The organism is Vibrio sp. AIC-3, assembly GCF_013114515.1.
Taxonomy (GTDB): domain Bacteria; phylum Pseudomonadota; class Gammaproteobacteria; order Enterobacterales; family Vibrionaceae; genus Vibrio; species Vibrio crassostreae_C.
On the sequence record NZ_VTXG01000029.1, the window covers coordinates 31,151 to 52,507 of the forward strand.

The 21,357-nt window shown below is 45.7% G+C and carries 19 protein-coding genes and 1 pseudogene; 12 read left to right on the forward strand and 8 right to left on the reverse strand.

The window, feature by feature from the left end; translation table 11 throughout:
• The first annotated feature begins 6 nt into the window (after positions 1–6).
• From atpA to F0229_RS17525, 4 genes are read left to right on the forward strand one after another with little or no spacing between them, the layout of a single operon-like run.
• Positions 7–1,548 (forward strand): F0F1 ATP synthase subunit alpha, encoded by a 1,542-nt coding sequence (gene atpA, locus F0229_RS17510; protein WP_171733362.1) that lies wholly within the window; start codon positions 7–9, stop codon positions 1,546–1,548.
• Positions 1,549–1,595: 47 nt separating this feature from the next.
• Entirely contained in the window at positions 1,596–2,465 is an 870-nt protein-coding gene (atpG, locus tag F0229_RS17515) for a F0F1 ATP synthase subunit gamma (RefSeq protein WP_012600781.1), read from the forward strand.
• 44 nt (positions 2,466–2,509) lie between these two features.
• A complete protein-coding gene (gene atpD, locus F0229_RS17520; RefSeq protein ID WP_017068485.1) occupies positions 2,510–3,895 on the forward strand; it encodes a F0F1 ATP synthase subunit beta in 1,386 nt (461 codons plus the stop codon).
• 14 nt (positions 3,896–3,909) lie between these two features.
• Complete coding sequence (locus F0229_RS17525; RefSeq protein WP_017060844.1) at positions 3,910–4,353, forward strand: F0F1 ATP synthase subunit epsilon; 444 nt, start codon at positions 3,910–3,912, stop codon at positions 4,351–4,353.
• 156 nt (positions 4,354–4,509) lie between these two features.
• On the opposite strand, the gene F0229_RS17530 is transcribed toward F0229_RS17525, so the two are convergent.
• The 5 genes from F0229_RS17530 to F0229_RS17550 all read right to left on the reverse strand — a co-directional run bounded on the left by F0229_RS17530 (position 4,510) and on the right by F0229_RS17550 (position 10,846).
• Positions 4,510–5,046 (reverse strand): RNA-binding S4 domain-containing protein, encoded by a 537-nt coding sequence (locus F0229_RS17530; RefSeq protein ID WP_017064730.1) that lies wholly within the window; start codon positions 5,044–5,046, stop codon positions 4,510–4,512.
• A gap of 117 nt (positions 5,047–5,163) precedes the next feature.
• Complete coding sequence (yejF, locus tag F0229_RS17535) at positions 5,164–6,786, reverse strand: microcin C ABC transporter ATP-binding protein YejF (RefSeq protein ID WP_171733363.1); 1,623 nt, start codon at positions 6,784–6,786, stop codon at positions 5,164–5,166.
• Positions 6,787–6,795: 9 nt separating this feature from the next.
• Positions 6,796–7,818 carry an ABC transporter permease gene (locus F0229_RS17540; RefSeq protein WP_171733364.1) on the reverse strand — a complete coding sequence of 341 codons (1,023 nt, stop codon included), beginning with the start codon at positions 7,816–7,818 and terminating at the stop codon, positions 6,796–6,798.
• A gap of 31 nt (positions 7,819–7,849) precedes the next feature.
• On the reverse strand, positions 7,850–8,938 hold the full coding sequence (locus F0229_RS17545; protein WP_004730359.1) for a microcin C ABC transporter permease YejB: 1,089 nt from the start codon (positions 8,936–8,938) through the stop codon (positions 7,850–7,852).
• A 12-nt stretch (positions 8,939–8,950) separates the two neighbouring features.
• Positions 8,951–10,846: an extracellular solute-binding protein gene (locus F0229_RS17550; protein WP_102332890.1), complete on the reverse strand. Its 1,896-nt coding sequence runs from the start codon at positions 10,844–10,846 to the stop codon at positions 8,951–8,953.
• 412 nt (positions 10,847–11,258) lie between these two features.
• Here F0229_RS17550 and F0229_RS17555 point away from each other — a divergent pair, with 412 nt between their 5' ends.
• Positions 11,259–12,302, forward strand: a complete 1,044-nt coding sequence (locus F0229_RS17555; RefSeq protein ID WP_171733365.1) for an endonuclease/exonuclease/phosphatase family protein — start codon at positions 11,259–11,261, stop codon at positions 12,300–12,302.
• Between the two features lie 115 nt (positions 12,303–12,417).
• On the opposite strand, the gene F0229_RS17560 is transcribed toward F0229_RS17555, so the two are convergent.
• Positions 12,418–12,930, reverse strand: a complete 513-nt coding sequence (locus tag F0229_RS17560; protein ID WP_253821005.1) for an outer membrane beta-barrel protein — start codon at positions 12,928–12,930, stop codon at positions 12,418–12,420.
• Positions 12,931–13,015: 85 nt separating this feature from the next.
• Here F0229_RS17560 and F0229_RS17565 point away from each other — a divergent pair, with 85 nt between their 5' ends.
• The 7 genes from F0229_RS17565 (at position 13,016) to F0229_RS17595 (ending at position 19,834) form a co-directional block, all read left to right on the forward strand.
• Positions 13,016–13,330 (forward strand): winged helix-turn-helix domain-containing protein, encoded by a 315-nt coding sequence (locus F0229_RS17565; protein WP_017060852.1) that lies wholly within the window; start codon positions 13,016–13,018, stop codon positions 13,328–13,330.
• 200 nt (positions 13,331–13,530) lie between these two features.
• Positions 13,531–13,950, forward strand: a complete 420-nt coding sequence (rbsD, locus tag F0229_RS17570) for a D-ribose pyranase (RefSeq protein ID WP_017060853.1) — start codon at positions 13,531–13,533, stop codon at positions 13,948–13,950.
• A gap of 99 nt (positions 13,951–14,049) precedes the next feature.
• Positions 14,050–15,555, forward strand: a complete 1,506-nt coding sequence (gene rbsA, locus F0229_RS17575) for a ribose ABC transporter ATP-binding protein RbsA (protein WP_017060854.1) — start codon at positions 14,050–14,052, stop codon at positions 15,553–15,555.
• Positions 15,552–16,538: a ribose ABC transporter permease gene (gene rbsC, locus F0229_RS17580; RefSeq protein WP_017082395.1), complete on the forward strand. Its 987-nt coding sequence runs from the start codon at positions 15,552–15,554 to the stop codon at positions 16,536–16,538. Before rbsA ends, rbsC begins: the two co-directional genes overlap by 4 nt.
• Before the next feature lie 127 nt (positions 16,539–16,665).
• Positions 16,666–17,544 (forward strand): ribose ABC transporter substrate-binding protein RbsB, encoded by an 879-nt coding sequence (gene rbsB / locus F0229_RS17585; protein ID WP_171733366.1) that lies wholly within the window; start codon positions 16,666–16,668, stop codon positions 17,542–17,544.
• 191 nt (positions 17,545–17,735) lie between these two features.
• A complete protein-coding gene (rbsK, locus tag F0229_RS17590) occupies positions 17,736–18,680 on the forward strand; it encodes a ribokinase (protein ID WP_017064747.1) in 945 nt (314 codons plus the stop codon).
• Positions 18,681–18,832: 152 nt separating this feature from the next.
• Complete coding sequence (locus F0229_RS17595; RefSeq protein WP_017064748.1) at positions 18,833–19,834, forward strand: substrate-binding domain-containing protein; 1,002 nt, start codon at positions 18,833–18,835, stop codon at positions 19,832–19,834.
• An 84-nt stretch (positions 19,835–19,918) separates the two neighbouring features.
• On the opposite strand, the pseudogene F0229_RS17600 reads toward F0229_RS17595, so the two are convergent.
• Positions 19,919–20,699: pseudogene (locus F0229_RS17600) on the reverse strand (carbon-nitrogen hydrolase family protein).
• 167 nt (positions 20,700–20,866) lie between these two features.
• Positions 20,867–21,277, reverse strand: a complete 411-nt coding sequence (locus F0229_RS17605; RefSeq protein ID WP_171733367.1) for a lysozyme inhibitor LprI family protein — start codon at positions 21,275–21,277, stop codon at positions 20,867–20,869.
• Positions 21,278–21,357: the final 80 nt, after the last annotated feature.

Here is a 21,357-nt window from a genome sequence, read left to right on the forward strand (position 1 = left end):
ACAATTATGCAATTAAATTCAAATGAAATCAGCGATCTAATCAAAGAACGCATCTCGAAATTTAATGTGAGCACCGAGGCTCGCAATGAAGGCACTATCGTATCGGTTCGTGATGGCATCATCACAATCAATGGCCTTGCTGATGTTATGCAAGGCGAGATGATTGAGCTACCAGGTGGCAAATACGCACTCGCACTTAACCTCGATACCCACTCAGTAGGTGCGGTGGTTATGGGCCCCTACACTGACCTCTCTGAAGGTATGAAAGTGAAAGGTACAGGTCGTATCTTAGAAGTACCTGTAGGTAACGGACTTCTTGGTCGTGTAGTCAACACATTAGGCGAGCCAATCGATGGCAAAGGCCCAGTGAGTTGTGACCGACTCGACCCTGTAGAAGTGATTGCACCGGGTGTAATCGAACGTAAGTCTGTTGATCAACCTATTCAAACTGGTTATAAAGCGGTTGATACCATGGTGCCAATCGGTCGTGGTCAACGTGAGCTTATCATTGGTGACCGTCAGACGGGTAAAACAGCGTTAGCTATCGATGCGATCATCAATCAGAAAGATTCTGGCATCAAATGTGTGTATGTAGCGATTGGCCAAAAAGCCTCCACTATCGCTAATGTGGTTCGTAAACTCGAAGACCACGATGCGCTAAAAAACACCATCGTAGTCGTGGCATCAGCATCAGAGTCTGCAGCGCTTCAATACCTAGCCCCTTATGCGGGTTGCACCATGGGTGAATACTTCCGTGACCGCGGTGAAGATGCGCTGATCATCTATGATGACCTATCAAAACAAGCCGTTGCTTACCGTCAAATCTCATTGCTATTGAAACGCCCACCGGGTCGTGAAGCCTTCCCTGGCGACGTATTCTACCTTCACTCACGCCTACTAGAACGTGCAGCACGAGTGAATGCAGAGTATGTAGAGAAGTTCACTAACGGTGAAGTGAAAGGCCAAACAGGCTCATTAACGGCGCTTCCTATTATTGAAACTCAGGCGGGTGATGTATCAGCGTTTGTACCAACCAACGTAATCTCAATCACTGATGGTCAGGTTTTCCTTCAAACCCAACTGTTTAACTCAGGCTTACGTCCTGCAGTAGACCCAGGTATCTCGGTATCTCGTGTGGGTGGTGCGGCGCAATGCAAGATCATCAAGAAACTGTCTGGTGGTATCCGTACTTCATTAGCTCAATATCGCGAGCTGGCGGCCTTTGCTCAGTTCTCTTCTGACTTAGATGAGATGACGCGCAAACAGCTAGACCATGGTGAGCGTGTTACCGAATTAATGAAGCAAAAGCAATACTCTCCGATGTCTGTCGCTGAGCAAGCAACGGTTATCTACGCAGCAGAAAAAGGCTATTTGGCTGACGTAGAGTTGAACAAGATTGCGCGTTTTGAAGAAGAATTGATTGCTTACGCGAAAGGTCAAAACCCAGAGTTGTTCGACACCATCAACGCTAATGGTGACTACAACGATGAAATTGATGGCGCTCTTGCAAAGCTTCTCGGTGACTTTGTAGCGTTGAAAGCTTGGTAAACGCTCCGGTTTGTTGGCTGGAAATCAAAACAAATTAGGAGCAGATAATGGCAAATACTAAAGAAATTCGCACCAAGATAGGCAGTGTTAGTAACACTCAGAAAATCACCAGTGCAATGGAGATGGTTGCGGCAAGTAAGATGCGTAAAGTTCAAGACAATATGACGCTAACACGTCCATATGCCGAGAACATGCGTAAAGTTATCTCTCATGTCGCATCAGGGTCGCTGGAATACCAGCACCCCTACCTTCAACAGCGTGAACCTAAACGCGTTGCTTACATCATTATTTCGTCCGATCGAGGTTTATGTGGTGGCTTGAACTCGAATTTGTTCAAGAAAGTGTTAGAAGAAATGGAGATGTGGCGTACCAAAGGCGTTGAAGTAGAAACGACCTTAATTGGTTCAAAAGCTATCTCATTTTTCCAACGCAGCGGCAATGTTATCGCGCAAACGTCAGGCCTTGGTGACGCGCCTAAATTGGAAGACATTTTAGGTACGGTTAACGCGATGCTAGGGCATTACGACGACGAAAAAATCGACAGTTTGTATCTCGTGTATAACCAGTTCATCAACACCATGGTTCAAGAACCAACGACCTTGCAGTTGCTGCCCCACCCTTCAGATTCTGAGGCCGATGGAGGCGCGAAAAAAGCACGTCGTTGGGACTACATCTACGAACAAGCACCAAGAGACATCCTCTCTGAGCTGTTACATCGATACATTGAATCGCAAGTGTATCAAGGCATCGTAGAGAGCATTGCCTGTGAACAAGCAGCCCGAATGGTGGCCATGAAAGCGGCGACCGATAACGCAGGCCAACTCATCGATGATTTGCAGTTGGTATACAACAAAGCGCGACAGGCTGCCATTACCCAAGAACTGAGTGAAATAGTCTCAGGTGCTCAAGCTGTCTAAGGGCAGAAAAGAGTGGGTTAAGAATAGAATTTGAGGATTTAGAGATGAGTGTTGGAAAAATAGTTAAAGTTATCGGCGCGGTGGTAGACGTCGAGTTCAGCGGCGGCAACAGCCCACGCGTTTATGATGCATTGAAAGTGACTAGCGACGAAGCAAGCTCGTTAGTATTGGAAGTACAACAACAACTGGGTAGCAATATCGTTCGTTGTATTGCAATGGGTACGTCAGATGGCTTACGTCGTGGCCTAACGGTTGAAAACACAGGCTCTCCAATCACGGTTCCTGTCGGCGAAGAAACGCTAGGCCGTATCATGAACGTGCTTGGTCAACCTATCGATGAGTGTGGTGAAATCGGTCAGAAAGAAAACTACGAGATTCACCGTGAAGCCCCTTCTTATGAAGAACAAGCAAACAGCACTGAGCTTCTAGAAACAGGCGTTAAGGTTATCGATCTTATTTGTCCGTTCGCAAAGGGCGGTAAAATCGGTCTGTTCGGTGGTGCTGGCGTAGGTAAAACCGTCAACATGATGGAGCTTATCAACAACATCGCAAAAGCCCACTCAGGTCTCTCTGTATTTACCGGTGTTGGTGAGCGTACTCGTGAAGGTAACGACTTCTACTACGAGATGAAAGAAGCGGGTGTACTAGACAAAGTAGCCATGGTTTACGGCCAAATGAACGAGCCACCGGGAAACCGTCTACGTGTTGCACTTACAGGCCTGACTATGGCTGAGCGCTTCCGTGATGAAGGTCGTGACGTACTTCTGTTCATTGATAACATCTACCGTTACACACTTGCGGGAACAGAAGTATCAGCACTGCTGGGCCGTATGCCTTCAGCAGTAGGTTACCAACCAACACTCGCTGAAGAGATGGGTGTGCTTCAAGAGCGTATTACTTCGACTAGACAAGGCTCTATCACGTCTATTCAAGCGGTATACGTACCTGCGGATGACTTGACTGACCCATCGCCAGCAACAACCTTTGCTCACTTAGATGCGACCGTTGTACTGTCTCGTAACATCGCGGCACTGGGTCTATACCCTGCGATTGACCCGTTAGATTCAACGTCACGTCAGTTAGATCCGCTGATCGTAGGCCAAGAGCACTACGACATTGCACAAAAAGTACAAACAACGCTGCAACGCTACAAAGAGCTAAAAGACATCATCGCGATTCTTGGTATGGATGAGCTGTCTACTGAAGACAAACAGACCGTATCTCGCGCTCGTAAGATTGAACGTTTCTTAACGCAGCCTTACCACGTAGCCGAAGTGTTTACCGGTCAGAAAGGTGTCTTTGTACCGCTAAGCGAAACACTAAGAGGCTTTAAAGGTCTATTGAGCGGAGAATATGACGATATCCCAGAGCAAGCGTTCTTGTACTGTGGCTCTATCGACGAAGTGCTTAACAAAGCAAAATCACTCTAAGAGGCAGGTGCACCATGGCTATCGGAATTACAGATAATACATTTCAACTTAATATTGTAAGTGCGGAAGGTACGCTGTTTTCAGGTCCAGCGTATGCCCTAGCCGTTTCTGGCGCTGACGGTGAACTGGGGATCCGCCCCGGTCACTCCCCGCTTCTCAGTAAGATCAAACCGGGCGTAACCGTGTTTGTTACAGACCCTAAATCAGAAGGCCAAGTGCTGTATGTCTCTGGTGGGATGCTGGAAGTTCAGCCGGATGTGGTTACGTTATTAGCCGACACGGCCTTGCATGGTAAAGACATTGACCGCGCTCGCGCAGAAGAAGCGAAATATGCCGCTCTAGAGAACATCAACAAGGGCAACATAGACATTAACTTTGCACAAGCTCAGCTAGAACTAGCGAAAGCCGTTGCTCAGTTACGTGCATCAGAGCTAACTTCTTCTCACACAAGACACTGAGAATAAGCGTTATTGGCCGTTAGCTGTGCTAGCAAACAAATACAAAAAAGGCTCACTAAATAGTGAGCCTTTTGATATTTTCTTAACGTAAACCTAAGTCTAAGGTTGCTTGCGTTTTGAAAGAATAGCTTTAGATCAGTAGGTTAGAGCTATAACTTAGAAGAACTCAATCGAATTACGGCCGCTTTTGTCATCACGTGTTGGCTTTGGCGTATCCGCTTTCTTTTTCGGTTTCTTCTCTTTTTTCTCTTTCTTTGGTTCAGCCTTTGCGCTTAGCATTTCTGCTTTGCTTTTCTTAGATTCCTTCTTCTTAGAATCCTTTTTAGACTGACCTTTCTTCGCCTTGTTCTCTTTTTTAGGCGTTTCTTTCTTTTTCGGCTTTTCTGATTCTTCTTGTACTGGCTGATCACACACCACTACATAGTATTCTTGGTTGAATTCAAAGAAGTCGCCATCGTACATTTTACGACGCTTACGGGTTTCTAGCTCACCATTTACCGCTACGTAGCCTTCAGAGATGATGTGCTTAGCTTCACCGCCACCACTCACTAGGTTAGCAATTTTAAACACTTTGTAGAGCTCGATTGGCTGTGATGAAACATCAATACCAATTGCTTCAATTTCAATCTCTTCGCCTTCTTCGCCCAGCTCTTGGCCTTCGTAATCAGCGTCTTCGTAATGTTCTTGGTCCATGGTGACCTCTACCTAAATATGTACTTCTGAAATATTGGGCGCAGTGTAATCTTAAAACAACGAAATGACCATGTTGAATTCAACCAGAGCCCATTTGTTTTAAACAAACCCTCTGCGTTATAAAACACCACCAACATTCGAAAGACTCACCAACTGCTTAGTATATTCATGCTGCGGATTACCAAACAAAGTCTCAGTGTCGCCCTTCTCTATTACCTCGCCAGCTTTCATGACGATGGTGTAATGACACAAGGATTTCACGACATTCAGATCATGACTGATAAACAAATAGGTCAGGCCATACTTTTCTTGAAGTGACTTCAGCAAATCCAATACTTGAGCTTGAACGGTTCTGTCCAATGACGATGTTGGTTCATCGAGCAGGATAAACTCTGGCTTTAAAATCAAAGCACGTGCAATCGCGATACGTTGCCTCTGCCCGCCAGAAAACTCATTTGGGTAACGATGACGAGTTTCAGGGTCGAGGTCGACCTCTTTCATTACGTCACAGATGCGTAGATCAAGTTCAGTATCGTCCAATTGCTGATGTACCAATAAACCCTCACCAATCACTTGAGCGACCGACATTCGAGGGTTCAATGCCGAGAATGGGTCTTGAAATACCACTTGCATACGGCTTCGAAACGGTAGCATCTGCTGGCGGTTTAAGCCTTGAATTTGTTCGTCAGCGTAGGTAATCGAGCCTTCACTTTCAACCAATTTGAGGATTGCCATACCGATTGTCGATTTACCAGAACCACTCTCACCCACTAAACCGATGGAGTGCCCTTTTTTCAAGGTGAACTCCATATCAGTCACTGCCTTTATATGCGAAATTGTGCGCTTAAATAAGCCACCCGTAATGGGGAACCAAACACGAAGTTGGTCCACATCAAGCAAAGGCTTACTGTCAGGAGAAACAGGTACTGGTAACCCTTTTGGGTCAGAGTTGATAAGCTTTTGCGTATAAGGGTGAGCTGGCGCATTAAAGAGTGTTTGGCAGTCGTTACTTTCGACTAAACGACCGTCTTTCATTACCGCTACTCTGTCGGCAATCTTACGAACGATACTCAAATCATGGGTTATGAAAAGCATCGCCATGCCCAGCTCTTGCTGTAGGTCTTTCAACAAATCCAAAATCTGCGCTTGTACCGATACATCCAAAGCCGTAGTGGGCTCATCGGCAATCAGTAATTCTGGCTCATTGATCAGTGCCATCGCAATCATTACGCGCTGACGCTCTCCACCTGATAGCTCGTGTGGGTACGCTGATATCTTCTGCTCTGGGTAACGAATACCCACCTTGGATAGCCACTCTATCGCCAAGGCTTGAGCTTTATTGGTTCGCATTCCTCGGTGAATAGAAAGAGTTTCAACCAGCTGCTTACCGACTCGGTGAAGTGGGTTAAGCGAAACCATGGGCTCTTGGAAGATCATGCCGATGCGGCCACCACGAATCCCGCGCAACTGTCTTTCTGAACAGCTCAGGATATCGGTACCAGAGAAATTGATCTTACCGTTTAAGTAATGAGACGAGCCTTTTGGTAACAGCTTTAAAATCGAGTTAGCCGTGACCGATTTTCCGGAACCACTCTCACCCACCAGCGCTAATGTCTCACCTTTGTATATTTCTAAAGAGACATCTTGTGTCACTTGCTCTATCGAGTTTTTTCGCCCGAAACCGACAGACAGTTTATCTATGGTCAAAACCGGAGAAGCAGGCGTTGTATTTGAAGTCATAACCTATCCTTACTTCTGTTGATGCGGGTCGAAAGCATCACGCACCGCTTCACCAACGAAGACCAGTAACGTAAGCATCAGTGAAAGCACGACGAAGGCAGAAATGCCAAGCCAAGGCGCTTGTAAGTTAGCTTTACCTTGCGCCAACAACTCGCCTAACGAAGGCGAACCCGCAGGAAGACCAAAGCCCAAGAAGTCTAACGAAGTCAGTGTGGTCACCGAGCCTGAAAGAATAAACGGCATCATGGTTAACGATGCAACCATCGCGTTAGGTAACATGTGACGAAGCATAATACGTTTGTCATCAACACCCATGGCTTGCGCGGCTCGCACATAATCGAAGTTTCGGCAGCGTAAAAATTCCGCTCGCACGATGCCGACTAAACTCATCCAACTAAACAGCACCATAATCCCGAGCAACCACCAGAAATTCGGCTCAATAAAACTCGACAAAATAATCAGCAAGAACAGGGTCGGCATACCAGACCAGACTTCAATGAAACGTTGCCCAAACAGGTCAACCCAACCGCCGTAATAACCTTGTGTCGCCCCAACGACCACACCAATGACACTTGAAACAATCGTCAGAACAAAACCAAAGAGTACCGAGATACGAAAGCCGTAAATAATTCTAGCCAACACATCTCGCCCTTTGTCATCTGTCCCTAACCAGTTAACCGAGTCAGGCTCCGATGGTACCGCGCCTGCAATATCAAAGTTGATAGTGTCGTAGCTGAAAGGAATGATAGGCCAAACGATATAGCCATTCTCTTCGATGAGGTCGATTACATACGGGTCTTTATAGTCGGCTTCGGTTTCAAACTCCCCACCGAATTCTATCTCTGCGTATTCATTAATGACAGGCACAAACCATTGATTGTCATAAGAAACCAATAATGGCTTATCGTTCGCGATGATCTCAGCGAACAGGCTCAAGCCAAACAAGATGGTAAATATCCAAAGGGAGATAAAACCACGCTTATTTGCTTTAAAACGTAACCAACGAGCTTCAGCTAAAGGGTTGTTAAACATTTATTATCAATACCTTGTTATTCGTTCGCCATTAACGCGCTTCAAAATCAATTCGAGGATCAACCCAGGTATAAGTCAGGTCGGAGATAATGCTCAGCACCAAGCCAAGCAAGGTCATGATATAGAGAGAGCTGAACACCACGGGATAGTCACGTTGAATGGTTGATTCAAAGCCAAGCAAGCCAATGCCTTCGAGTGAAAACATCACTTCAATCAACATAGAACCCGTGAAGAAAATACTAATAAATGCGCTTGGGAAACCCGCAATAATGATCAGCATGGCGTTACGGAAAACGTGCTTATAAAGAATACTGCTCTCGTCCAAGCCTTTCGCTCTCGCAGTCACTACATATTGCTTATTGATTTCATCAAGGAAGGAGTTTTTGGTCAGCATGCTGAGCGTGGCGAATCCACCGATAACCATGGCGAAAATGGGCAACGCCAAGTGCCAGAAGTAGTCGCCAATTTGCTGATACCAGTTGAGCTGGTCGAAGTTACTCGACACAAGCCCTCGCAATGGGAACCAACTGAAGTAGTTACCGCTTGCAAACAAGATAATCAGAATAATCGCAAACAAGAAGCCCGGCACCGCGTAGCCGACAATCACCACCGCGCTCGACCAAATATCAAAGCGAGAGCCGTGATGTATCGCCTTCATAATGCCTAAGGGTATCGAAATCACATAGATGATTAACGTACTCCACAACCCTAAGGAAATGGAGACAGGTAAACGCTCGATGATTAAATCAATCACGTTACCACCCTTAAACAGGCTTTCACCAAAGTTAAAGGTCGCGTAGTTTTTCAACATATCGAAGTAGCGAACGTGAATCGGTTTATCAAAACCAAACTGCTTTTTGATCTCTTCAACCACTTCAGGATCAAGCCCGCGTGAGCCTTTATAGCCACTCGCAGATGCTTGGTCACTTTCGCTCAAATCAACTTCTTGTCCACCACCAGAAAAGCGCTCCATAATGCCAGAGTTATGCCCTTCTAATTGAGCAACAGCTTGCTCTACCGGGCCTCCAGGCGCTATCTGGATGATGAAAAAGTTGATGGTGATGATCGCCCACAGCGTGGGGATCACCAACAATAAACGTCGAAATATATACGCGGCCATGCTAACTAACTCCTAGCGACGTTTTTCAGGAAGCAAAGCCGCCTTCTCTTCTGAAATCCACCATGTATCGATACCTAAATCGTATTTAGGCAATACATCTGGACGCTCAAACTTGTCCCACATTGCTACGCGATACTCGCCAACGTGCCATTGCGGGATGTTGTAGAAATTCCACTGCAATACTCGGTCTAGTGAACGACCTAGTGTAAGAAGCTTTTCAGGGTGCTGTTGGTTACGCGCAATTTCTTCTGTTAACGCGTCAACCACTGGATCGATAACACCTGCAGTATTGTAAGTAGAATCAATGTAGTTAGAGTTCCAAACGATCATTAAGTTCGGGCTAGGATAAGGGTTTGCGGAAAATGACGACGAAACCATGTCGAAATCACGATCACGCAAGCGCTTGATGTATTGAGTGGTATCGATGGTACGGATCTTCATCTCAATACCCATGCGCTTAAGGTTCTTTTGAACCGGCGTTGCGATACGTTCCGTGGTTGGGCTGTAAATCAACAACTCAAATGACATCGGCTTGCCAGTCTTTTCGTTGGTCATGACTTTGTCTTTCAGCACCCAACCCGCTTCTTTCAACAATTTGAAAGCGGTACGCATTTGGCTACGAATACGACCGCTACCATCGGTGACGGGTGGTTGGAATTCTTCGGTGAAAACTCGCGGTGGAATCTGATCTTTGTATTGAGACAACAACTCGACTTCCGCTTCGCTTGGTAAGCCTTTCGCTTCGTAGTCGGTATTTTGGAAGTAGCTACGAGTACGCTTGTACTGACCATAGAACATGTTCTTGTTCATCCACTCAAAGTCCATCGCGTAGGTTAACGCTTCACGCACTTTAGGATCAGAGAACACAGGAGATTGGATATTAAAGACGAAACCTTGAGTCGTTTCAGGCTTCTCGTGGTTAATCTCTTCTTTAATGATGTAGCCTTTATCGAAGTTCGCGCCCGTATAAGAGTTGGCCCAGAACTTAGCCGAGTTCTCGGTTCGAAGATCGAACTCCCCAGCTTTAAAGGCTTCCAACATTACCGTGTCGTCACGGTAGTAATCGTATTGCACTTGCTTGAAGTTATTACGACCAACGTTAACCGGTAGGTCAGCTGCCCAGTAGTTTTCATCTAGACCATAGGTAACACTTTGGCCTGATTTATAACTGATGATCTTATAAGGACCACTACCGACTGGTGGCTCGCTTAGAGGTTCAGACAGCTTTCTGTCTTTCCAGAAATGTTTCGGTAATACACGAGTGCTTTGCGCAAAGCTGAACAGTTTTTCGCGGTTTGGAATGTTCATTTCAATACGAACAACCAAATCAGAGACCGCTTTTACTGACTTAATATCTTTGTAATACACACGATACTGAGGCACGCCCTCGGTTGAGAACTTGTCAAAAGTAAAGGCAACATCATGCGCAGTGATAGGCTCGCCATCTTGGAATTTAGCATTTGGGTTGATGTCGATTTCCATCCAAGTGAAATCACTGGAGTAGCGAACCTTTGAAGCGATCAATGGATAGTACGCATCAATCTCGTCACTCGGAGAAAACATCAAGGTATCGTAAATCTCTCCGGTATAACTTGCAGCAACGCCGCGGGAACCGAATCGATTAAAGCTATCGTACGTACCTATGCTGCCATAGGTCACTTTGCCCTGCTTTGGCGCATCAGGATTAACGTAATCGAAGTGAGTGAAATCGGCTGGATATTTTGCTTCACCAAAACCAACCAGTTGTGTGGTTTCAATAACGGTGACAGCAGGAGTTGATTGGGTTTCAGAAGCGTAAGTAACGGAGGGTTGTAAAGCAATAAGCGGCAACATGATTGCACATGACTTCAAATTAAACCTGAAAAACTGAGTGCGTTGCGAAGCTTTGCGTCGAAAAACTGTTCCCATTTGACTCTCCCTTCAAATGTCATGACTTCTATATTCAAGTTGATTTATCGGCTTTGAATGCATGCCGTTAAATCAAGTATAGGTTCAAATCTAACATCATGTAATAACTAATAAAACCATCAGCACTCTATCTCTGACGGTTTATTTACAAATTACTCGTCACCACTCGAAGTTATTGGATGCAGTGAGCTTTGATTGCTTTGGTTCCTTTGATTGAGTTGATTAGCTTGGTGGCGTTGGAAAGCACGGGGGAAGGCAGAAGCACTAAGATTGCTCTAGCCTGAATGACACAAGCCTCAACGGCTAAGATTCCTTTGGTTGGCTTCTAAAGTGAAATTTAGGCTCTAAATAATCAACAAACTATACTTTTACTGGAGTATCCTTGCAGCCTAGGTCTAAATGGAATGACACTTTGAACAAACCAAACCAAATAACATTCGCAACGTTCAACCTTCTGAACTATCTCGAGCCACCGAATGCTTATTATGATTTTGAGAACATCTACAGCTTCGAAGAATGGCAGAAGAAGCAACATTGGATGGCTGAAGCGATTCGCTCATTAGATTGCGATGTGATTGGCTTCCAAGAGATATTTAGCCCGCAATCTTTAGAGCTATTGATGAACGAGCTAGGTTATCCATACTTTGCAGTGGTCGATAGCGCCAACGTTGAAGATGATTACCTATACACCTCACCAGTCGTTGGGATCGCTTCCCGTTACCCGATTGAAAACGTGCAGCCTGTTACGCCAGATTCGAAGTTACTGAAAGCATTCAACCTTGGCGACAAATTCTCATTCAACAGAACACCTGTTCACGCGACGATTACGTTACCCCATTTAGGTTCAACCGACTGTTATGTGGTGCACTTCAAATCACAACGTCCGACAGAACCAAAAGCAGAATCTGTCGATACGAACAACGCTCAGCAAGGTGCAAAACCACAAAGTGACACGCTCACTAGTTTTCACCAAGAACGGCTTGGCTCTTGGCTATCCAGTGCCCAACGCGGCCTAGAAGCTCAGATGCTGCATCAATACATCACCAACCAACGCTACCAAACCGATCAACCTGTTGTGTTGATGGGTGATTTTAATAAGCCTCTATTTAATGATGAGTTTAAAGGGCTGTTGAGTTACTCAATCAACCGAGACGAAAACAGCAAGCATTGGCTATCCCACTTTCGATTAAAAGACAGCTGGGATCTTTACCATCAGCTACATGAAGAAGATTTGCTTGAACAGCGTAAGCCAACCCATTACTACGGCGCATCTGGGTCTGTACTGGACTACATTTTGATGTCGAACGAGTTTGATTGTCAGAACTCGTCTAGTTTGATGGAGATCTCTAGCTACACAGTGTTAGACCATCACCTCACCAATCCAAGCTTTGAACACGACCAATTCAGTACGGACCATGCCATCGTGTCTGTTACCGCTCATATTCGTGAAGCCTAGAGTTAAACATAAAAAAGCCGCAGTCAAAAACTGCGGCCTTCCACTTTAGCTAAACGGGTTGAGCTAACCGACGCCCCATTTAGAAACCGATTTACCGTTTAGCAAAGTATGAAACTTAGAATGTGTACATTGCGCCTAAGTAGAAAGAATCCAGAACAACAGTATCTTCTGTCTTGTGTCCGTTTTCGTAATCTTCGATATCAAAAGCATCGGCTTCGTACGCTAAGCGAAAGCTCAACGAAGACATTGTAGGTGGCGTATATCCAACACCAACACCCATACGGATGCCATCTCCCGAATCATCAAAACCATCTCCTGAAGGGCGAGAGCCATCAGCAAGCTTCATGTCTAGATCAATAGTCGACAGACCGATAGTGCCAAATGGACGAATGCCATTATCAAACGTGTAACCGAGGTTCGCCGTTACCGAAAAGATTTGAGGTGTCCAAGTGAAAACCTTATTACCAGATTTCGTTTTCAGGGCTATATCACCAAAATCTGTGTATTGAGCTTCAACCGAAACAATGCGGTTAAATTTGTAACCAGCAATTAATCGGTAAGTATTGTCTTCGGCTTTAAAAGTAATAGGTTCTTTGATCGTGTCAGTTAACCCGCCCACTTCGACCATTAGCACACTTAAATAATTACCCGCTCCAACAGCAGGCCAATTTGCTCAATCTCCACAATTTAGAATAAGACGAACAGAAAACACGATGAACCACACAATAGACTTCAACGGCTTAATCATTGATATCGACGCTCGAACGATTACCAACCAGCAAGGAAACAAAATCACTTTGCGCCCTCGCCTATTAGCAGTGCTCTGCTTGTTATTGGAAAATGTGGGAAGACCGATTTCAAGAGAGCATATTGTTGATGTGTGTTGGGACGGACAACTCTCGTCACCACATGTTCTTGCAAACGTAGTCTATAACCTACGCAATGTGTTCGCGCGATTAAGAGCATCCAACGTCCAGATCATTACCATTAGTAAGTTCGGATATGCGCTATCGATTGAACCCACGTAAAAGGATTTATGCAATCAATGGCGGTGACTAAGATCACCAAAAAACGCCCCATCGAAACGTTTCGATGATCATTATCACACTCTAAAACAATCAAACGTGCAAATGATAAATCAGACACTATTATCACTATCGAAACGTTTCGATGGCTTTTCTTGAGTTGTTCTCAACCCATCAAGCGTTATTTTTCGATAGGTCGTGATATGAAAAAAAGTACTCTAATAAACTCTGAACTCTCTTACCTAGTGGCGACTCTTGGCCACACAGATGAAATCACGATTTGTGACGCGGGCTTACCAATTCCAGACCACGTAACTCGTATTGATCTTGCTTTAACTCACGGTGTCCCAAGCTTTCAGCAAACGGTAAAAACCATGCTGGATGAATCTCAAATCGAAGGTGTTGTGATTGCAGAAGAGTTTGCGAAAGTAAGCCCAGAGCACCACGCTGCGCTGATTGATTTAATCAAGACAGAAGAAGCGCGTTGTGGCAAATCGCTTTCTATTACTTACATCACTCATGAAGAATTCAAACAGCGTACGCATGAAAGCCGCGCGGTAATTCGCACCGGTGAGTGCACACCATACGCAAATGTTATTTTCCAAGCTGGCGTAACCTTTTAGCTCAAGCAAAACGCAACGACAGCTCAGTGACATCACTGAACCAAAACAATACATAGACAGAACAATCAAATACAACTGGCCCCGAGTAAAGGAACCGACATGACTCAAGCCATTTTAGAACTTAACTCAATTGAGAAAGCCTTCCCTGGTGTTAAAGCACTGGATAAGGCAAGCCTCAACGTTTATCCAGGACGCGTAATGGCGTTAATGGGTGAAAACGGTGCAGGTAAATCAACGCTCATGAAAGTGCTGACAGGTATTTATCACTTGGACGGCGGCACTATCGCCTACCAAGGAAAACCTGCTGCATTTAAAGGGCCACGTGATTCTCAACAAGCAGGCATTAGCATAATTCACCAAGAACTGAATCTAATTCCTGAGTTGACCATCGCCGAGAACATCTTCTTAGGTCGTGAAATCACTGGCACCATGGGTCGTATCTTGTGGAACGAGATGTACCAAGAAGCAGACAAGCTGCTTAAACGCCTTAACGTGAAACACAGCTCGAAAACGCCTCTAGGTCAGTTGAGCCTTGGTGAGCAGCAAATGGTAGAGATTGCGAAAGCCCTATCGTTTGAATCTAAAGTCATCATCATGGATGAACCAACCGATGCGCTAACCGATACCGAAACTGAATCTCTGTTTAAGGTGATTAACGAATTGCGCGATGAAGGCTGTGGCATTGTTTACATCTCTCACCGTTTGAAAGAGATCTTCGAGATTTGTGATGACATCACCGTGCTGCGTGACGGTAAGTTCATTGGTCAGTGTGAAGTAAAAGACACCGACGAAGATGGCCTAATCGAAATGATGGTTGGTCGTAAGTTAGACGAACAATATCCACGTATCGGCCAGAGCCATGGTGAAACTTGTCTTGAAGTGATTGGCCTGACGGGTTCTGGTGTTCACGATGTTAGCTTTACGCTAAAACGCGGTGAAATCCTGGGTGTATCTGGCCTAATGGGCGCAGGTCGTACCGAACTGATGAAAGTGATTTACGGTGCCCTTCCAAGTGAACGCGGCGTCATCAACCTAGAAAACAAAACCATCAACCCTGTAAGCCCGAAAGACGGCTTGGCCAATGGCATTGCTTACATCTCTGAAGACCGTAAGGGCGATGGCTTAGTTCTAGGGCTTTCTGTTAAAGAAAACATGTCGTTATGTTCGCTTGACCTACTGACAAAGAGCGGTCAAATCCAACATAAAGACGAAGTGATTGCAGTAGATGACTTCATCAAGCTATTCAACATCAAAACCCCGACTCGCGAACAGATTATTGGCAACCTTTCTGGTGGTAACCAACAGAAAGTGGCTATCGCTAAGGGCTTGATGACCAAACCAAAAGTACTGATTCTCGACGAGCCAACGCGCGGTGTCGATGTCGGTGCTAAGAAAGAGATTTACCAACTCATTAATAAATTTAAAGCCGACGGCATGAGCATCATTTTAGTCTCATCTGAAATGCCAGAAGTGTTAGGAATGAGTGACCGCATCATGGTGATGCATGAAGGCCGTGTAAGCGGTGAATTTGATGCTAAAGAAGCAAACCAAGAATTATTACTGGCGTGTGCGGTCGGTAAAAAGATCAACGAGGACGCAGCATGAGTACTAAAACCATGAGCAAAACAACTGAAGCTCCAAAGAAAAAACCGTTAATCAGCAAAGAGTGGCTGATTGATCAAAAGTCATTGATTGCTTTGATCTTCCTGATTGTTGTCGTTTCTTTCTTAAACCCAAACTTCTTTACTGTCGACAACATCCTAAACATTCTGCGCCAAACCTCGGTTAACGCAATTATCGCTGTAGGTATGACGCTGGTTATCTTAACCGCGGGTATCGACTTGAGTGTGGGCTCTGTACTGGCACTTTGTGGTGCATTCGCAGCCAGCATGATTGGCATGGAAATCCCAGTGATGATCGCAGTGCCAACCGCTCTTGTAGCAGGTGCAGCATTAGGTGCAATCAGTGGCGTGATTATCGCCAAGGGTAAGGTTCAAGCCTTCATCGCAACACTTGTGACTATGACTCTATTGCGCGGCGTGACCATGGTTTACACCGACGGTCGTCCTATTTCAACAGGCTTCACAGACACAGCAGACGCATTCGCTTGGTTCGGTACAGGCTACGCAATGGGCATCCCAGTTCCAGTATGGATCATGGTCGTGGTATTCGCAGCGGTATGGTACCTACTTAACCACACTCGCTTTGGTCGCTACGTTTACGCATTGGGTGGCAACGAATCTGCAACTCGCCTATCAGGCATCGACGTAGACAAAGTAAAAATCGGCGTTTACGCAATCTGTGGTCTGTTAGCAGCGGTGGCAGGCATCATCGTGGCATCGCGTTTATCATCAGCTCAACCAACCGCAGGTATGGGTTATGAATTAGACGCCATTGCAGCCGTAGTTCTTGGCGGAACAAGCTTAGCCGGCGGTCGTGGTCGCATCATGGGCACATTGATTGGTGCTCTGATTATCGGCTTCCTAAACAACGCCCTAAACCTATTAGACGTATCCTCTTACTACCAGATGATTGCAAAAGCAGTGGTTATTCTTCTGGCAGTATTGGTCGACAACAAAAACAAATAAAACCTATTCACACTCTAGGTTAATACAAGTAACACCCTGTTTTACCTTAAAATATTAGAATCTATAAATAATGTAACAACGAGCTAGGACTCACCTCTTAGCTCCCCCTACACAAAGGACTTACACCATGAAAAAATTAGCGACTCTTATTTCTGCTGCTCTTCTTTCTACAACAGTATCTGTGTCTGCACAGGCGCAAGATACAATGGCAATCGTTCTGTCTACATTGAACAACCCATTCTTTGTAACCATGAAAGATGGCGCAGAAGCGAAAGCTGAAGAGCTAGGCTACAAGCTTATCGTTCTGGATTCTCAAAACGACCCAAGCAAAGAGCTGTCGAACATTGAAGATCTAACCATTCGTGGTGTTAAGGCAATCCTGATCAACCCAACAGATTCAGACGCCGTGTCTAACGCAATTCGCATGGCTAACCGTTCAAACATCCCAGTACTAACACTAGACCGTGGTGCAAGCCGTGGTGACGTAGTAAGCCACATCGCTTCTGATAACGTAATCGGTGGTGAAATGGCAGGTCACTTCATCATGGAAAAAGTGGGCGAAAAAGCGAAAGTAATCCAACTTGAAGGTATTGCTGGTACTTCTGCAGCTCGTGAACGTGGTGAAGGCTTCATGAATGCAGTAAACGGCAGCGACCTTGAGCTTCTTGCAAGCCAACCTGCTGATTTCGACCGTACTAAAGGTCTGAACGTAATGGAAAACTTGCTTGCTGCTAACCCAGATGTACAAGCAGTATTTGCTCAAAACGATGAAATGGCACTAGGTGCACTTCGCGCAGTTCAAGCGTCAGGTAAAGAAGTGATGATCGTTGGCTTTGATGGCACAGACGACGGCATCGCTGCTGTTAGCCGCGGCCTACTAGGCGCTACAGTTGCACAACAACCTGACCTAATCGGTTCTCTAGGTATCGAAATGGCAGACAAAGTACTGAAAGGCGAAACAGTAGACGAGTACGTACCAGTACCTCTAAAAATCATCGCTAAGTAATCGTTACTAGGTAACGCGATATAAAGCAGGGAGTTCCCTATCTCCCTGCTTTGATTGGCTCGCTGACTCAAACAAAAGCAAACCCCGACAGTGCATCGCTGTTTCTCATTCCGCTCACAAAAGAGAGCGCACTTAACACCATGAGAAAGACCCATGCATTTTCAAATACGATATATCATAAGGCTCGTATCATGACTCAACTGATTGTTTTAGGTAGCGTTAACGCTGACCACGTACTGCAAGTTCCTTCGTTCCCTCGTCCGGGTGAAACCTTGATTGGCGGTAACTATCAGGTCATCCCTGGCGGTAAAGGCGCAAACCAAGCAGTCGCTGCTGCGCGATTAAACGCAGATATCGGCTTCATCGCCTGTGTCGGTGACGACCCATTCGGCATCAACATTCGTCAAGACTTCGCTAAAGACGGCATCAACATCGACGGTGTTATCGTGGCAGACAACACGCCAACTGGCATCGCGATGATACAAGTATCCGCAACGGGTGAAAACAGCATCTGTCTTTCTGCAGAAGCTAATGACAAGCTGACTTGCGACCAAATCGAACCACATCTAGAGAAGATTCGCGGCGCTAAATACTTGCTGACTCAGCTTGAAACGCCAATTGAAGGCATTGAATACGCAGCAAAAGTAGCAAAAGAGAGTGGAACTCAAGTTATTCTTAATCCGGCTCCTGCTCGTCCATTATCGGATTCACTGCTTGCTTGTGTTGATGTGATTACACCCAACGAAACCGAAGCAGAAGTGCTGACAGGCATTACTGTGACGGACAACGCATCTGCTCATCAGGCTGCGCTGGCTCTGCATGCTAAAGGCATCGAAACAGTAATGATCACGCTAGGCGCGAAAGGCGTTTGGGTGAGTCATCGCGGTCAAGGCAATGAAGCCAGCGAAGGTGAATTAATCGCAGGTTTCCGTGTTGAAGCAACAGATACAACTGCCGCAGGTGACACCTTTAACGGCGCGTTGGTGACAGGCTTGCTTGAAGATATGCCACTTGAGCGTGCGATTAAATTTGCTCATGCTGCCGCTGCCATTTCAGTGACTCGCTTTGGCGCTCAAACGTCGATTCCAAGCCGTGCTGAAACCGATGCGTTTTTGGCAGAGCAACTGTCTGCTTAGCTTGATACCTATTTGAAGGGTTAACTCCTGAGCTAAACCGTAGTTAACGGATGTAAGCCTTCAAATTCGGTAACAACAAATAACAAGAATAAGCCCCTGTTTTCAGGCAGAATATCGCCCAACGTGGAAGGTTATTCCCACAAGGATTTTTTATGGCAACAATGAAAGACATCGCACGGCTCGCAAAGGTTTCGACTTCTACCGTGAGCCACGTGATCAACAAATCACGCTTTGTCAGTGAAGAGATTGCTGAGCGTGTTAACAGTGCGGCTAAAGAACTCAACTATGCGCCTTCTGCATTGGCTCGCAGCTTGAAAATGAAGCAAACCAAAACCTTGGGAATGTTAGTGACCACATCCACCAACCCATTCTTTGGTGAAGTGGTAAAAGGCGTTGAACGTCGTTGCTACGAAAAAGGCTACAACCTTATCTTGTGTAACACCGAAGGCGATAGCGAACGCATGAAATCCTCTATCGATACCTTGCTGCAAAAGCGTGTCGATGGCCTGATGCTGATGTGTTCTACCCTTGAAGGCGAACATATCGATGTATTCGAGCGCTACCCAGAACTGCCTGTTGTGGTCATGGACTGGGGCCCTATGTTGTTTGCGAGCGATAAGATCCAAGACAACTCGCACCAAGGTGGCTACATGGCAACTAAGCACCTGATTGATAACGGTCATTCTCAAATTGGTTGTATCACTGGCCCACTGCACCGCAATCAAGCTTCGTCTCGTTATCAAGGTTTCAAGCAAGCAATGGAAGAAGCCAATTTAGAGATCAACCCTAAGTGGATTGTTGAATCCAACTTTGAATGTGACGGTGGTTTTGACTCTTATCAGACATTAAAAACTCGTGGCGAAATGCCGTCTGCTTTGTTCGTCAGTAACGATATGATGGCGATGGGCGTGATTCACGCTGCGGCGCAAGATGGCACATCGATTCCGAATGATCTGTCTATCATTGGCTACGATGACATCCACCTGTCGAAGTACATGACACCCGCGTTAAGCACTGTCCACCAGCCAAAACATCGTTTAGGTAAAGCCGCAGTGGATACGCTTTTGAGCAGATTACAAACTCCAGATGCTTATCCGCAAGTCGTTGAACTTGAACCTACTCTTGTTGAACGAAGCAGCGTAAAAGCCATTTAAAGCGCCTTCTTAGAGATCTAAACAACAAAGGGCAAGGTTAAAAAACCTTGCCCTTTTCGCTCCTAATGCACTTCACTTATCTTCTTAGCGATTCAACACAGATGCGATTTGCTGTATTTCGTCTAACACATCGACGCCATTGTATTGCGGCGCAATCGAGGGATCTTGAATACTCACGGTTTCTACCGATTGCTTGTCGTTAAGTTTAGTCACTAACTCCCCTTTGGGTGAGTAGGCTCGGCTTCCACCACAATAAGTCGCGGTAAACGCATTAACCACATCTTGCCCGACGCGATTACAAGTAACCATGTGACACCCTTCCTCCAAGGCTCTCGCTTGAGCAATGGCAAAACTATGATGCCGCAGGGTGAAGAATAACGTCGACCGACTGATACCCTCTCATGATCTCCGGGAACCAAATATCAAAGCAAATCGCGACACCAAACTTTAAGCCTTTGTGCTCAAACGAGAGGCGTTCCTCCCCTCTCGAGAAATACTGCTTATCGAATTTGGTTTGACTGATTTTTCTATATTTGTGTCGTAAACCGGAAGCATCCACAACCACGACGCTGTTGTAATATTGGCCGCTATCTTTCTCGGCAATACCAGCAACAATCAAGGTGTGATGCTTCGCTGCAAGCTGCGTTAATGAATCAATAGTACTGCTGTCGGCGAAGTCTTCAGCCAATTCATGAATTTCTTCAGCCTCGTTAAAAATATACCCAGTCGTGAACAGTTCAGGCAGTAAAGTAATATCACCGACTGACGGCTCCGCTTGCAAAAGATCAGAGACCGAATCTATATTCTTTTGTTTGTTTTTGTATTCAACTTCAAGCTGAATAAGCGTGATACTGACATTATTCAAAATCGATTCCTTACTAGGTAATACTTAAAGCTGTAATGCTTCAAGCTAGAGACTAAGAACTAAGAACGAAAGAGTAAGGCAATCCCCTATCGCTTTCTTATTCGCCCGCCAAAGGTTGAAGCAGGTGCACAGTCCTGTACGTATTTTAAACCTGCCTACGGCGCTAATTAAGGCTCTGGTAAAACCGGAGGCGTGCTGTCCATGTAGGTTAAGAAATTCGCCCACACCTCATGCGTGCGCTGCTTGGTTAACGTCGTCTTACAGGAAAGCGCCATAACCCCTCGAATAGAACCATCACGCCATTGGGTGTAAGCAGAGTCACAATGTGCTGTCATGTACGCCTGCCAGCTCTCCTGAGCCTTCTTAATTGACGCCACCAGCTGAGCATCATAAGCATTGTGCTCAAAGCTGGCTGCAAGGTATTTATCGAGCTCCGCTTGTGCAGATTCCAACTCAATTGCCGCACAGTGATTGATCTCGATGGTATTCATCGCATTCTCGCAATCAACAACACCTTCGTAGGCCAACGCAGAGAATGAGAAGCACACCGCTATGAGTGCTGATATCAGTTTTGTCATAATCATCCTTTATGCTGCCACCACCAAAACGAATCGTGTCGTGACTTTATTTAAACGTGGCTCAATATTTAGCTCATTCA

Bases quoted from the DNA above. Each gene is read 5' to 3' on its own strand.
- rbsD (WP_017060853.1), top strand. From the start codon at position 13,531: ATGAAAAAAAGTACTCTAATAAACTCTGAACTCTCTTACCTAGTGGCG.
- F0229_RS17545 (WP_004730359.1), bottom strand. From the start codon at position 8,938: ATGGCCGCGTATATATTTCGACGTTTATTGTTGGTGATCCCCACGCTG.
- rbsB (WP_171733366.1), top strand. From the start codon at position 16,666: ATGAAAAAATTAGCGACTCTTATTTCTGCTGCTCTTCTTTCTACAACA.
- atpA (WP_171733362.1), top strand. From the start codon at position 7: ATGCAATTAAATTCAAATGAAATCAGCGATCTAATCAAAGAACGCATC.
- rbsC (WP_017082395.1), top strand. From the start codon at position 15,552: ATGAGTACTAAAACCATGAGCAAAACAACTGAAGCTCCAAAGAAAAAA.
- yejF (WP_171733363.1), bottom strand. From the start codon at position 6,786: ATGACTTCAAATACAACGCCTGCTTCTCCGGTTTTGACCATAGATAAA.
- atpD (WP_017068485.1), top strand. From the start codon at position 2,510: ATGAGTGTTGGAAAAATAGTTAAAGTTATCGGCGCGGTGGTAGACGTC.
- F0229_RS17550 (WP_102332890.1), bottom strand. From the start codon at position 10,846: ATGGGAACAGTTTTTCGACGCAAAGCTTCGCAACGCACTCAGTTTTTC.
- rbsK (WP_017064747.1), top strand. From the start codon at position 17,736: ATGACTCAACTGATTGTTTTAGGTAGCGTTAACGCTGACCACGTACTG.
- rbsA (WP_017060854.1), top strand. From the start codon at position 14,050: ATGACTCAAGCCATTTTAGAACTTAACTCAATTGAGAAAGCCTTCCCT.
- F0229_RS17525 (WP_017060844.1), top strand. From the start codon at position 3,910: ATGGCTATCGGAATTACAGATAATACATTTCAACTTAATATTGTAAGT.
- F0229_RS17540 (WP_171733364.1), bottom strand. From the start codon at position 7,818: ATGTTTAACAACCCTTTAGCTGAAGCTCGTTGGTTACGTTTTAAAGCA.
- F0229_RS17565 (WP_017060852.1), top strand. From the start codon at position 13,016: ATGAACCACACAATAGACTTCAACGGCTTAATCATTGATATCGACGCT.
- F0229_RS17560 (WP_253821005.1), bottom strand. From the start codon at position 12,930: ATGGTCGAAGTGGGCGGGTTAACTGACACGATCAAAGAACCTATTACT.
- F0229_RS17595 (WP_017064748.1), top strand. From the start codon at position 18,833: ATGGCAACAATGAAAGACATCGCACGGCTCGCAAAGGTTTCGACTTCT.
- F0229_RS17530 (WP_017064730.1), bottom strand. From the start codon at position 5,046: ATGGACCAAGAACATTACGAAGACGCTGATTACGAAGGCCAAGAGCTG.
- F0229_RS17605 (WP_171733367.1), bottom strand. From the start codon at position 21,277: ATGACAAAACTGATATCAGCACTCATAGCGGTGTGCTTCTCATTCTCT.
- atpG (WP_012600781.1), top strand. From the start codon at position 1,596: ATGGCAAATACTAAAGAAATTCGCACCAAGATAGGCAGTGTTAGTAAC.